Annotated in this window: 12 protein-coding genes, 1 riboswitch and 1 other annotated feature; of the genes, 7 read left to right on the top strand and 5 right to left on the bottom strand. The window is 36.2% G+C overall.

Annotated elements, in window-relative coordinates:
- Positions 1 to 20: 20 nt before the first annotated feature.
- Positions 21 to 377 carry a fluoride efflux transporter CrcB gene (gene crcB, locus ILS93_RS21320; RefSeq protein ID WP_064476233.1) on the bottom strand — a complete coding sequence of 119 codons (357 nt, stop codon included), beginning with the start codon at positions 375 to 377 and terminating at the stop codon, positions 21 to 23.
- Complete coding sequence (gene crcB, locus ILS93_RS21315) at positions 374 to 778, bottom strand: fluoride efflux transporter CrcB (protein ID WP_064476234.1); 405 nt, start codon at positions 776 to 778, stop codon at positions 374 to 376. Before crcB (ILS93_RS21315) ends, crcB (ILS93_RS21320) begins: the two co-directional genes overlap by 4 nt.
- Positions 779 to 832: 54 nt before the next feature.
- Positions 833 to 892, bottom strand: a riboswitch (Fluoride riboswitch).
- A gap of 221 nt (positions 893 to 1113) precedes the next feature.
- Here crcB (ILS93_RS21315) and ILS93_RS21310 point away from each other — a divergent pair.
- The 5 genes from ILS93_RS21310 to tyrS all read left to right on the top strand — a co-directional run bounded on the left by ILS93_RS21310 (position 1114) and on the right by tyrS (position 7246).
- Positions 1114 to 2172 (top strand): endonuclease/exonuclease/phosphatase family protein, encoded by a 1059-nt coding sequence (locus tag ILS93_RS21310; protein WP_000734839.1) that lies wholly within the window; start codon positions 1114 to 1116, stop codon positions 2170 to 2172.
- Positions 2173 to 2206: 34 nt separating this feature from the next.
- The gene (locus ILS93_RS21305) at positions 2207 to 3709 is read left to right on the top strand and encodes a DUF4077 domain-containing protein (RefSeq protein WP_064476235.1); all 1503 of its coding nucleotides are present in this window, start codon (positions 2207 to 2209) and stop codon (positions 3707 to 3709) included.
- Positions 3710 to 3920: 211 nt separating this feature from the next.
- Positions 3921 to 4316, top strand: coding sequence for an SET domain-containing protein (locus tag ILS93_RS21300; RefSeq protein ID WP_000573650.1), 396 nt, complete (start codon positions 3921 to 3923; stop codon positions 4314 to 4316).
- Positions 4317 to 4704: 388 nt separating this feature from the next.
- The gene (murB, locus tag ILS93_RS21295) at positions 4705 to 5622 is read left to right on the top strand and encodes a UDP-N-acetylmuramate dehydrogenase (protein ID WP_064476236.1); all 918 of its coding nucleotides are present in this window, start codon (positions 4705 to 4707) and stop codon (positions 5620 to 5622) included.
- A 97-nt stretch (positions 5623 to 5719) separates the two neighbouring features.
- Positions 5720 to 5935 (top strand) — a binding site (T-box leader).
- A gap of 51 nt (positions 5936 to 5986) precedes the next feature.
- On the top strand, positions 5987 to 7246 hold the full coding sequence (gene tyrS / locus ILS93_RS21290; protein ID WP_222661224.1) for a tyrosine--tRNA ligase: 1260 nt from the start codon (positions 5987 to 5989) through the stop codon (positions 7244 to 7246).
- A 196-nt stretch (positions 7247 to 7442) separates the two neighbouring features.
- Here the strand turns inward: tyrS and ILS93_RS21285 are convergent, their stop codons facing one another.
- The 3 genes from ILS93_RS21285 to ILS93_RS21275 form a co-directional block, all read right to left on the bottom strand.
- Positions 7443 to 8621, bottom strand: coding sequence for an NAD(P)/FAD-dependent oxidoreductase (locus tag ILS93_RS21285; RefSeq protein WP_222661222.1), 1179 nt, complete (start codon positions 8619 to 8621; stop codon positions 7443 to 7445).
- Positions 8622 to 8665: 44 nt separating this feature from the next.
- Positions 8666 to 9106, bottom strand: a complete 441-nt coding sequence (locus tag ILS93_RS21280) for a DUF1641 domain-containing protein (protein WP_001115312.1) — start codon at positions 9104 to 9106, stop codon at positions 8666 to 8668.
- 430 nt (positions 9107 to 9536) lie between these two features.
- Positions 9537 to 9884 carry a winged helix-turn-helix transcriptional regulator gene (locus ILS93_RS21275; RefSeq protein ID WP_000760478.1) on the bottom strand — a complete coding sequence of 116 codons (348 nt, stop codon included), beginning with the start codon at positions 9882 to 9884 and terminating at the stop codon, positions 9537 to 9539.
- A gap of 395 nt (positions 9885 to 10279) precedes the next feature.
- Between ILS93_RS21275 and ILS93_RS21270 the strand changes: the two genes are divergently transcribed.
- Positions 10280 to 11443, top strand: coding sequence for an MFS transporter (locus ILS93_RS21270; RefSeq protein WP_222655648.1), 1164 nt, complete (start codon positions 10280 to 10282; stop codon positions 11441 to 11443).
- 15 nt (positions 11444 to 11458) lie between these two features.
- Positions 11459 to 12298, top strand: coding sequence for an aldo/keto reductase (locus ILS93_RS21265; RefSeq protein ID WP_261784295.1), 840 nt, complete (start codon positions 11459 to 11461; stop codon positions 12296 to 12298).
- The last annotated feature ends 62 nt before the right edge of the window (positions 12299 to 12360 follow it).

Below are 12360 nucleotides of genomic sequence, written 5' to 3'. Positions count from 1 at the left end.
ATAAGAGTCGCTTTCTTTTTTTATATTCCGCCTAGCTTCATTCCAAGGAATGCAAAAAGGATACCGATTATATAAGTAGCACTTAAATATAGAAATAGTATGCAAAAGTTTTTACGATTGAAGAGCTGAATGGACTCTAGTTTAAATGTTGAAAATGTCGTGAAGGCACCCATAAATCCAGTACCTAATAATAATTGCCAACCTGTAGTGACGCCATTGCCAATTATATATCCGAGTAAAAACGCCCCTGTTATATTAATGAGAAATGTAGCAATTGGAAAGGAAGTTTTATTTCTTTTTTTAAACCAATTGCTAATTGCAAATCGTGTAATAGCACCGAAGAAACCTCCAGTTGCCACTAATAAAGCTTCCATCATAAGTGATCACCTTTCGTAAGATGTTTCTTAAGTAAGAAATCACCTAATGTATAGCCAAGACCAGACATAATGAGTCCACCAAGTATGCTGCATGATACATATAAGAAAGCCGTATTCCATTCAGAATGATTGATTAATTGCACAGTTTCTACACTAAATGTCGAAAACGTCGTAAAGGAACCGATGAATCCAGTTCCAACGCCTGTAATAATTTCTGAAGGCAAGATATTTCTTCGAGCGATATACGTAGTTAGCCACGCTAATAAGAAGCAGCCGGCTAAGTTAATAAGTAACGTAGCTAATGGAAATGAATGATGCCATGAAGTATGAATAGTAAGACCTAAATAATAACGAGAGAGGGCTCCTAATATACCGGCTATGCCAACGATAATATAAATCAATTTCTTCACCTCTTTAAATAGCTTGCTCAAAAAAATAGACTCCTACCAGTAGTTATACTGGTAGGAGTCATTAGCTAAGCAGCAGTTATGGCGAACTCCATCGCCTATAATTATTACATATAGTGTACTAAAAATTGCGTAGAATTTCCAGTGAAGAAGTGGAGCTGTTTTGTATGTATGTGATGCTTTAAGATAGGGAACTTCTGTTTATAAACTAAATATAGTGATATAAGGTTTTTGATGTGATAAAATGTTTCTTATGTCTGTCATTTGTTTTTAGTTGACTGAAAATAAAGAAAAGTAAAATTGGTAGTTTTAGAAAAGGAGTCGTTCGTTTGAAAAAATTATTAAAAATAGTACTTATATGTATTTTAGTAGGATTGGGAGTTGTAGGTGGTTTTTTAGCGTATATGACACTTACAAAAGAACAGCCGGCTAATGTTATAAGTTTGAAGGTGGAGAATAATAAGGAACGCGTGTTAGCGCTTGGAAATGAATTTAAAGTTACAACATTTAATATTGGCTATGCTGGATTAGATAAGGATCAAGACTTCTTTATGGATGGTGGAAAGAGATCTGGTTCAAGTAGTAAAGAGCAAACGGAAACGAATTTAAAGAATATGCTTTCGTTTTTACAAAATGAGAATAGTGATTTTACGTTATTACAAGAGGTTGATATAAAATCACTGCGATCTTTTGATGTAAATGGACATGAATTTTTGAAAAAAGGATTACCTGATTATGCTTCGTCGTTCGGAAAGAACTATGATACAAAATGGGTCCCTGTACCAATTACAAGTCCAATGGGATATGCGGAGGCTGGACTAAGTACGTTTTCTAAATATACAGTCCAAACAGCGCAGAGGTTCCAACTTCCTGGAATGGAGCCTTGGCCAAAGCGTTTGTTTGATTTAGATCGAGCGATTGTTGAGCATAAAATACCTGTTAATAATGGGAAGTTTGTGAGACTCGTAAATTTACATTTGTCTGCGTATGATGAAGGCGGGAAAATTAGAAAACAGCAAGTAGAGTTTTTAAAAGAATATATGAACAAGCATTATGAAAATGGTGATTACGTAATAATGGGCGGAGATTGGAATCAATTACTTTCGAACGCTCAGTTAAGTGATCCGAAGTTTGTGAAAGAGCGCCCAGAGTGGTTAGTAGAGTTACCAAAGGACTTTACTGATGGTGGCTTTAAGTGGGCTGTAGATCCGTCGGTTATGACGGTGAGAGATGATGTGAAGAAATATGTGGAGGGTGAAAACTTCGTCACGATTATTGATGGTTTTATCGTTTCACCGAATGTGGAAATTGTAAATGTACAAGGGAAAGATTTAAAGTTTGAAAATAGCGATCATAACCCAGTAAGTGCGGTATTTAAGCTGAAGTAATCGATATGTATAAGTAGAAGGTGGGGCTTCATATATGGAGTGGTTAAAGAGAACTTGTTTTTCTAACCTTGAGAAAGAATCACAGAAAAATCATTTATTGCTGTTCATTACGATTTGTAGTTTCTTTCTTGGAATAATCGCGATTGGGTATTACGGATATATTTTTACAGAGAGAGCAATAGCATTTTGGGTTTGTGGCATTTCAGTTGTTGTATTTGGAACGCTTCTTACTTTTATAGAAAGCATGGAAGCGATGTATAAATATATCATGACATTTATGTTGCTTATTATGTCTTTCATTATGGTACAAGCTTTTAACGAAAGTCCGGCTGTGTTTCAAATGATCTACTTTACACTAGCAGTTTCACTTATTTATTTAAGTGAACGTCTCGTTATCATTCTCGGCGGAGTGGCGGTTGTTATCACATTTATTCTTTGTAGTTATTGGCCGGAGCAATTTTTTGCTTATACAGCGGCATCTGAAGCTGCAAACTTCGCAAGCTTGTTAGCAATCGTAACGATCGCTATGTGGGGCGTAACGAAGATTGGCTCTAATCTGCTAGCTCGTTTAAGTGATGAGAAGCAAGAAGTGATGAGGAAAGCTCAGGAGCTAGAAGAGACTCAAAGACTTATTGAGGAAACTGTTGTGAAACTAGATAGTAATTTCAATCATTTAAGACAAAATATGAATACATCGATGGAGTCGATGAGTGAAATTAATTTTGCTTTTGAAGAGGTGGCAGTTGGTACTCAATCACAATCAGAGATGATGCATCGTTCAGTAGAAGTATTGAATGATATGGAAGGAAATATTGAACAAATCATTTCTCAAGTAAGAGGTGCATCGATTCGTGTTGATGAAAGTTTAGAGATTTCAAAGGGTAGTGTACATACTTTACGAAATTTTGAAGCGAATATGAGAAGTTTAAATGATGTTGTTTCACAATCAGGAATTATATTTAGAGATTTAATGATGCAGTCGAAGCAAATTAACGAAATTGTAGATGTAATAACGAATATTTCAAGTCAGACGAGTTTGCTAGCTTTAAATGCAAATATAGAAGCTGCAAGAGCAGGAGAGCATGGAAAAGGATTTGCTATTGTAGCGAATGAAGTATTAAAGCTTGCCGAAGAATCGAATCGTTCTGCGGGGAGAATTCAAGGTATTTTGAAGGAGTTTAGTAATCAAGCAAGTAAAGTGGAAGTGCAGGTAGAGAAATCAGAAAAAGTACAAGAAGAATGTAATGAAATGCTAGCAAGTGTTTTAACAAATGTAACGGATTTAGGGAAGTTTATTGATGCAATTAATGATGTAATGAGAGAGATTGTTGGTCATCAAGAAAACTTGCAGGTTAAAACGACGAATATCGTAAAGGATGTTACACATGCTTCTAATGTAATTCAGCAAACTTCTGCGGCTACGGAAGAAGTGTTAGCAAGTGTGGAAGAAGAAAAACATCGAAATGATATATCGGTGAAGACGTTACATACTGTTAGCGAGCAAGTGAAGTTACTAGAAGATATTTTAGAAAAGTAATATCTCTTGAAAAGGGCACACCATATGTGCTCTTTTTTCATTTAAACGAATACTTAATAGTAATTTAATTGCTTTTCTGCGCGTTTTCTGCCAAGCTTAAGGAGATAAACTGAGACTTTAATTAGTGGGGCTATACGCTACTGATTATTAGTTGAACCCCGCAAATAGCGGAATAAAATACTTCAAAGAAAGAATTATATAGGTGACGCATATGATCGAAGTTAAGACTTCTGAACTTAGTGATGGAGAATTTAATAGAGGGGTATTTGCAACTCGTGATATTAAAAAGGGTGAGTTGATTCACTCAGCACCAGTTATCTCTTATCCGAATGAACAGCATGAACACATTGAGAAAACGTTACTTGCTGACTACGCATTTGAGTATGGGGTAAATCATACGGCATTCCTTTTAGGATACGGCATGTTATTTAATCATGCATATAATCCGAATGCAACGTATGATATTGTCTTCGAGAATCATACGTTTAACTTCTTTGCTTACAAAGATATAAAAGCGGGAGAAGAGATTCTAATCAATTATAATGGTGAAGTTGATGACGATGAGCTATTATGGTTTGATAAGGAAAAAGAAGAGAACGAAAAGTAAATTATAATAAGTAATAAAAAAGATGCTTTTACCTATGTAAAAGCATCTTTTTTATTGATGAAAATAAAGTAAAGGTTACAAAAAAATACCACTTTATTTTCGTATGGTATAGTAAGATACTGAAGGATAGTGTTTTGAAAAAGTAATATATTTTACAAATTGTTGTCTTTCTGATGACATGTCAAGTTTAGTAGCCCATTTGGGTTGCTTTATTATGCAATATATATTTTAATATGAGTGGCACCTCTTATAAATTAAGAGGTTTATAGGTGTCTCGAATTGATTTTGGGTACACTGTATCCACCACTTTAGGTTCGTTCATGTATGTGGGGATATTATGGGCCCGTATAACGGGATAAAAAGAATATAGAAATAGAGGAATCGTAAAATGAATATGCAAGAGGTTTATGAATATTTAAGTACGGTATTGCCTGAAGGTCATGTGAAACAAGATGAAATGTTAAAGAATCATACACATATTAAAGTTGGTGGAAAAGCAGATGTGTTCGTTGCGCCGACGAATTATGATGAAATTCAAGAAGTTATCAAATATGCTAACGAATATAATATTCCAGTTACGTTTTTAGGAAATGGATCGAATGTCATTATTAAAGACGGTGGAATTCGCGGGATTATAGTAAGTTTAATTCACATTACAGGTGTGACTGTAACAGGAACGACGATTGTAGCACAGTGTGGTGCAGCAATTATTGATGTATCACGTATTGCATTAGATCATAATTTAACGGGTCTTGAGTTTGCTTGTGGTATTCCAGGTTCAGTTGGCGGAGCATTATATATGAATGCTGGTGCTTACGGCGGTGAAGTATCGTTTGTATTAACAGAAGCTGTCGTAATGACAGGTGATGGAGAGCTACGTACTTTAACGAAAGAAGCATTTGAATTTGGATATCGTAAGAGTGTATTTGCAAACAACCATTACATTATTCTTGAAGCGAGATTTGAGCTTCAAGAAGGTGTGCGTGAAGAAATTAAAGAAAAAATGGATGATTTAACGTTTAAACGTGAATCAAAACAGCCTTTAGAATACCCTTCATGTGGTAGTGTATTTAAGCGCCCACCAAATAACTTTGCTGGTAAATTGATTCAAGAATCAGGTCTACAAGGTAAGCGAATTGGCGGAGTGGAAGTTTCTTTAAAACACGCTGGATTTATGGTGAATGTTGATAACGGAACAGCACAAGATTACATTGATTTAATCCATTTTGTACAAAAGACCGTTGAAGAGAAATTTGGCGTGAAGTTAGAGCGAGAAGTAAGGATTATTGGAGAAGATAAAGAGTAACGAAATCCGTATGAAAATGTGAATTATTTTAAAATAACATTTGGGTATTGTTGACAATTTGTTTTTAATTCAATATAATGGCTAATAATTTAACAAATAATATACGTTGAAAGAGCCCAGTAGCAGTTTGTCACTGTTAACGAGAGAGCTAGGGGTTGCTGGAACCTAGCACAAACAAACTTGCGAATTACACTCTGGAGTATCTTAGGTAATGCTAAGCGGATTGGCAATCGATATTATTGCTAAGAGTGGTATGAGTAGCTATGCTATTTATACAAACTGGGTGGTAACACGGTGAATAATCGTCCCTATGTCATAGACATAGGGACTTTTTGTTTTCAAAAAAATAGAAGGGATGAAAAAGATGAATATTATTGATGAATTAGAATGGCGCGGTGCCATTAATCAACAGACGGACGAAGAAGGTTTACGTAAGCTAGTAGAAGAGAAAAAGATTTCACTATACTGCGGAGTTGATCCGACTGGTGATAGTATGCATATTGGACATTTGATTCCGTTTATGATGATGAAGAGATTCCAGTTAGCTGGCCATCATCCAGTTATTTTAATTGGTGGGGCAACAGGAACAATTGGTGATCCGAGCGGACGTCAATCAGAACGTCAACTTCAAACGTTAGAAGTAGTTCAGCATAATGTGGATGCGTTAACAGCGCAAATGAAAAAGCTATTTGATTTTGGCGGAAATAGCGAAGTGAAGATGGTAAATAACTACGACTGGACACATGAAATAAACATTATTGAGTTTTTACGTGATTACGGGAAGAACTTTAGCATTAATAGCATGTTAGCGAAGGACATTGTAGCCAGTCGTTTAGATACAGGTATTTCTTTCACAGAATTTACGTACCAAATTTTGCAAGCGATGGACTTCCATCATTTATACACGAAAGAAGATGTTCAACTGCAAATTGGTGGTAGTGACCAATGGGGAAATATTACGAGTGGTTTAGATTTAATTCGTAAGTTAGAAGGGCACGAAGCGAAGGTATTCGGATTAACGATTCCATTATTATTGAAATCAGATGGTACGAAGTTTGGTAAATCTGCAGGTGGTGCGGTTTGGCTTGATCCTGAAAAAACAACACCATTTGAATTTTACCAGTTCTGGGTGAATACAGATGACCGTGATGTAGTGAAATACTTGAAATACTTTACGTTCTTAACGAGAGAGCGCATTGATGAATTGGCAGTGAAGGTAGAAACAGAGCCTCATAAACGTGAAGCGCAAAAAGTATTAGCGGAAGAAATGACGAAATTCGTTCATGGAGCAGAGGCACTACTGCAAGCTGAGAAGATTACAGCAGCGTTATTTAGCGGAGATATTAAATCGTTAACAGCTGATGAAATTGAACAAGGCTTTAAAGAGATGCCAACATTCCAGTCTTCAAAGGAGACGAAAAACATCGTAGAATGGCTAGTTGATTTAGGGATTGAACCATCTAGGCGACAAGCACGTGAAGATATTAATAATGGAGCTATTTCGATGAATGGTGAAAAAGTAATGGATGTGGGTACAGATGTTACTGTAGAAAATTCATTTGATGGACGATTTATTATTATTCGTAAAGGGAAGAAGAACTACAGCTTAGTGAAATTGGGATAATAATTTTTGTGGAAGAGTGGAAGTAAGAAAGATGCTTTCACTCTTTTCATATACACAATTTCGACACAAAAAAGTCAGTATATTTAGATAATTGAAAAGGGTTATAGTAATTCTTTGCCGAATATAAGTAAGTAGAGAATATTACGGATAAAAATAGCCCGAACCATGCAGGGCATGATTCGGGCTTATATTCAGATTAGTAAGCTAAGCTGAATAGACCTTTAATGTGTGATAAGTAACGAACGTTACTTGCTTCTTTCATTAATGATGCTGGTAAGCCTTTAAGTGGAGTATTGCTTGCTCCAATTGTAGCAACAGCATCTTTACGTCCTAGACTAGCAAGTGTTCCAGAGTTAATAGGTGCGAACTCTTCGAAAGCTTTGCCTTCTAGTGCTGCGTATAAGTTGTATCCAATTAACTCACCCATTTGCCAAGCGATTTGTGCAGTTGGTGGGTATGGACGACCATCTGGAGAGAAGACAACAGCGCTGTCTCCAGCAACGAATACGTCTTTGTGAGAAGTAGATTGTAGGTATGCATCAACTGTTGCACGGCCACGGTTTACTTCAAGACCTGATTCACCGATTAATGGGTTACCTTGTACGCCGCCTGTCCAAACGAATGTGTTAGCAACAAGTTTTTGACCGTCTTTTAAGTCGATTTCATTGCCAGCAACGTTTGTTACAGGAAGGCCTGTTAAGAATGTAACACCGCGTGCTTCTAGGCTAGTAGTTGCACGTTCGATTAAGTGGTCTGGTAATACTGGAAGGATTTTTGGACCTGCTTCAACAAGAAGAAGTTTAACTTCTTTTGGATTTACGCCGTGGCTTTTTGCAAGTTTAGGCATAATGTCAGCAAGCTCACCAACTAGCTCAACGCCAGTTAATCCGCCACCGCCGATTACAATTGTAGCATCAGCTTCGTTTTTCGTTTTCGCGTATTCACGAATACGGTCTTTAACGTGTTTGTAGATTTTGTTTGCATCAGCAGCAGATTTTAATACCATGCTGTTTTCTTCTAGTCCTGGAATACCGAAGTAAGCAGTTTTACTTCCTAAAGCAACTACAAGTGCATCGTAAGATAAAGTAGTGCCACCAGCTAGTTTAATTTCTTTGCTATCAACTGAGAATGACTCAACTGTTGCGATTTTAAGATCGATGTCTTTACCTTTGAAAAGCTTTGTAAGTGGCATTGCAATTGCTTGCTCAGCAACGTTACCAGCTGCAAGGCGGTGTAGTTCAGTGATGATTTGGTGTGTTGAGTATTGGTTAATCACTGTAACTTGTGCTTCTGATTTGCTGTAATATTTACGTACGTTTAAAGCGGCAAGAAGACCGCCATAACCAGCGCCTAAGATGACAATTTGTTTTGACATAGTATGATATCCCCCGTCTTTACTAATTGTTGTTATAAGTTAAATTATTTATTGTTACGTTCTGCACTAATTTGAAGGTATGCGTTCACAAAGCGGAACATTTTTTGTGCTTGTGGGTCTTTTAGTAATTTTAATAGACCGAACAGGCCGATAACTTCGTTGCTTTCGTCAGCACGATCTTTCGCTTCGATAGCAGTTGCAGCCATGCCTTTCACTGTATCTTTTACAGGTTCTACAAGCTCTGTGATTGCACTAACAGTGTCGCTTTTTAATACTTCATCAGTAGCAACAGTTTGAGCGAAGTCATAAGACTTAGTTAAAATATTAACAAGCTCAGTTAATTTTGGAAGCTGTTCTACTAGTGTTGTTAATGATTCTTGTACCTCAGGTTTTAACAACTGATCAAGTACATCAAGTTGTCCTTGGCTAGCAGAAATTTGTACAGTTTCTTGTTCTGGCTTTGTTTGAGTCATAGTTTCTGGCATCTCCAATTCTCCTTTACGATAGCAATACTCTTATTTTTGATAGGTAAGATAGTAAACGTTTGCGAAACTTTATACAAAGTTTCACAAAGCACAATAAAATGCCTTTAAATTTATGCCAGCAAGTAAGCTGAAATCATAAATCCAAAACCATAATGTCCTACCTATTATTTATGAACTGTCCGATACATGGCTTGTCCGCATAATGGAAAGTTCCTTTATCGGAAAGTGTATATAATATATATCCTATATTATATACTATATACACCTATGTTAACATAAAAATGATTCCTAATTATTTGATATTAAGCGTATAACGTAGTACTGACAAGGCGTGAAAGCGCATAAATTATTTTGATAAGGTAGGAAATGTACGTATATATAAATAAAAAAAGGAAAAAATGGACAAATTTATGTTCATTTTTTCCTTTTTTTATTGTTCACCTTCTGTAATTAGCATCGATGTGTTACCGCTTTTTTCAAGGTGGCATTCGCCCCAAGTACAAAGAGAATCGAGAATGGATTCTAAAGACCAACCGTAGTCTGTAAGAGAATATTCTACTTTCGGTGGTACTTGATTGTATACCTTTCTTTGAATAACTCCGTCTTCTTCTAATTCGCGTAATTGCTGTGTTAACATCTTTTGTGTAATACCAGGCATGAGACGTTTTAATTCACTCGTTCTCTTTGTACCTTTCGTTAAGTGGCAAAGAATAACGACTTTCCATTTTCCGCCGATAACCTCTAAAGTCGCTTCAACGGGAATATTATATTTCTTCATATAAAAAATCTCCTTTGATGAATATAGATTGCAGTTCTCCAACAAAAGAAGCTAAATAATTTAAATGTTACTAAAAAGTACCTATAGCACTTTAAAGTACGTACTTTTTATCATGTTGAATATGTTCCATAATAGCATATGTAAGAGGGAAATGAGTAGTACGGTACTAAAAAGTGCCTATGTTACTTTTTGGTACCTATCGTACTTTAAAGTGCGTTCTTCAAAAAAAGAGTGAAGCCATTCATAATAGCATATATCAGCAGTAAAGTTATGTTTGTAGAAGATAAAAAGGCCTTTTTATCACACTATTATGATTGGATTTCTCGCATTAAGGAGGAGTTCAATTGAATTCATATACAGTATCTTCTTCAGCGGTACAGACGAATCGAAGAAGTATGTTTGCTTTATTAGCACTAGCAATTAGTGCGTTTGGAATTGGTACAACCGAATTTATTAGTGTCGGTTTATTACCATCTATTTCAGAGGATTTACATGTTTCTGTTACAACAGCGGGTTTAACCGTTTCTTTATATGCATTAGGAGTAGCGTTTGGTGCCCCAGTATTAACGTCGTTAACAGCTAGTATGTCGCGAAAGACGTTATTAATGTGGATTATGATTATTTTCATTATTGGTAATGGAATTGCGGCAGTGGCAACAAGTTTTACTGTGTTACTTATCGCGAGGGTTGTATCTGCGTTTGCGCATGGTGTTTTTATGTCGATAGGATCCACAATTGCGGCTGCGCTTGTACCAGAGAATAAACGTGCAAGTGCAATTGCATTTATGTTTACTGGTTTAACTGTTGCGACCATTACAGGTGTACCGATTGGAACATTTATCGGTCAACAATTTGGTTGGAGAGCATCGTTTATGGTAATTGTGGTAATTGGAATCGTTGCCTTAATCGCTAACAGTATGCTGATTCCGTCTAACTTGAAAAAAGGTACATCCGTATCATTTCGTGATCAATTCAAACTGATTACGAATGGAAGACTATTACTTGTATTTACTATTACTGCATTAGGGTACGGGGGGACATTCGTAACATTTACGTATTTATCTCCGCTATTACAAGAAGTAACAGGATTTAAATCAAGTACCGTTACAATTATTTTGTTAGTGTACGGAATTGCAATTGCGATTGGGAATATGGTTGGCGGGAAATTATCAAATCATAATCCGATTCGAGCATTATTTTACATGTTCTTTATTCAAGCAATTGTATTATTTGTTTTAACATTTACAGCGCCATTTAAAGTCGCTGGACTCATCACAATTATTTTTATGGGACTATTTGCGTTTATGAATGTTCCAGGGCTACAAGTGTATGTCGTTATCTTGGCTGAGAGATTTGTTCCAAGTGCTGTTGATGTGGCATCAGCGATTAACATTGCAGCATTTAACGCAGGAATTGCTCTTGGTGCTTACTTGGGCGGTATTGTAACGAACTCGTTAGGGTTAATTCATACGGCCTGGGTAGGAGGCATTATGGTAGTAGGTGCTGTTATTTTAACAGCGTGGAGTATGACATTAGAAAAAAGAGATCAAGTGAAATAAGGGAGAGAAAATATAATGAAAAATTTACAAAGTACAACAACATTGCATAACGGTGTAGAAATGCCTTGGTTCGGTTTAGGTGTATTTAAAGTAGAAGATGGACCAGAACTTGTAGAAGCTGTAAAATCGGCGATTAAAGCAGGATACCGCAGTATCGATACAGCTGCGATTTATGGAAACGAGAAAGCTGTAGGAGAAGGAATTCGTGCTGGTATAAAAGAAGCAGGGATTTCTCGAGAAGATTTATTTATTACTTCAAAAGTATGGAATGCAGATCAAGGATATGAAACGACACTTGCTGCATATGAAGAGAGCTTAAAAAAATTAGAGCTAGATTATTTAGACTTATATCTTGTTCATTGGCCTGTAGAAGGGAAATACAAAGATACGTGGAGAGCATTAGAAACACTTTATAAAAAAGAACGCGTACGTGCAATTGGCGTAAGTAACTTCCAAGTTCATCACTTACAAGATGTAATGAAAGATGCGGAAATCAAGCCAATGATTAACCAAGTAGAATACCACCCTCGTTTGACACAAAAAGAATTACAAGCTTTCTGTAAAGAACAAGGTATTCAAATGGAAGCATGGTCACCATTAATGCAAGGTCAATTGTTAGATAACGAAACATTACAAGCAATTGCTGAGAAACACGGTAAAACGACAGCTCAAGTTATTTTACGTTGGGATCTTCAAAATGGAGTAATCACAATTCCGAAATCAACGAAAGAACACCGTATCATTGCAAACGCTGATGTGTTTAACTTTGAATTAACGAAAGAAGATATGGAGAAAATCGATGCGTTAAATGAAAATCATCGTGTTGGTCCAGATCCTGATAACTTTGATTTCTAAACTTATAGTGGAGAGAAAGAGTGCAAACAGTTTGCACTCTTTTTTGTTTTGTTTATGCATAA

The sequence above is a fragment of the Bacillus sp. 16GRE42 genome (assembly GCF_019837435.1).
GTDB lineage: Bacteria > Bacillota > Bacilli > Bacillales > Bacillaceae_G > Bacillus_A > Bacillus_A wiedmannii.
This window is presented reverse-complemented; position numbering and strand designations above follow the sequence as displayed.

Bases quoted from the DNA above. Each gene is read 5' to 3' on its own strand.
- crcB (WP_064476233.1), bottom strand. From the start codon at position 377: ATGATGGAAGCTTTATTAGTGGCAACTGGAGGTTTCTTCGGTGCTATT.
- ILS93_RS21305 (WP_064476235.1), top strand. From the start codon at position 2,207: ATGGAGTGGTTAAAGAGAACTTGTTTTTCTAACCTTGAGAAAGAATCA.
- ILS93_RS21300 (WP_000573650.1), top strand. From the start codon at position 3,921: ATGATCGAAGTTAAGACTTCTGAACTTAGTGATGGAGAATTTAATAGA.
- murB (WP_064476236.1), top strand. From the start codon at position 4,705: ATGAATATGCAAGAGGTTTATGAATATTTAAGTACGGTATTGCCTGAA.
- tyrS (WP_222661224.1), top strand. From the start codon at position 5,987: ATGAATATTATTGATGAATTAGAATGGCGCGGTGCCATTAATCAACAG.
- ILS93_RS21285 (WP_222661222.1), bottom strand. From the start codon at position 8,621: ATGTCAAAACAAATTGTCATCTTAGGCGCTGGTTATGGCGGTCTTCTT.
- ILS93_RS21280 (WP_001115312.1), bottom strand. From the start codon at position 9,106: ATGCCAGAAACTATGACTCAAACAAAGCCAGAACAAGAAACTGTACAA.
- ILS93_RS21275 (WP_000760478.1), bottom strand. From the start codon at position 9,884: ATGAAGAAATATAATATTCCCGTTGAAGCGACTTTAGAGGTTATCGGC.
- ILS93_RS21270 (WP_222655648.1), top strand. From the start codon at position 10,280: ATGTTTGCTTTATTAGCACTAGCAATTAGTGCGTTTGGAATTGGTACA.
- ILS93_RS21265 (WP_261784295.1), top strand. From the start codon at position 11,459: ATGAAAAATTTACAAAGTACAACAACATTGCATAACGGTGTAGAAATG.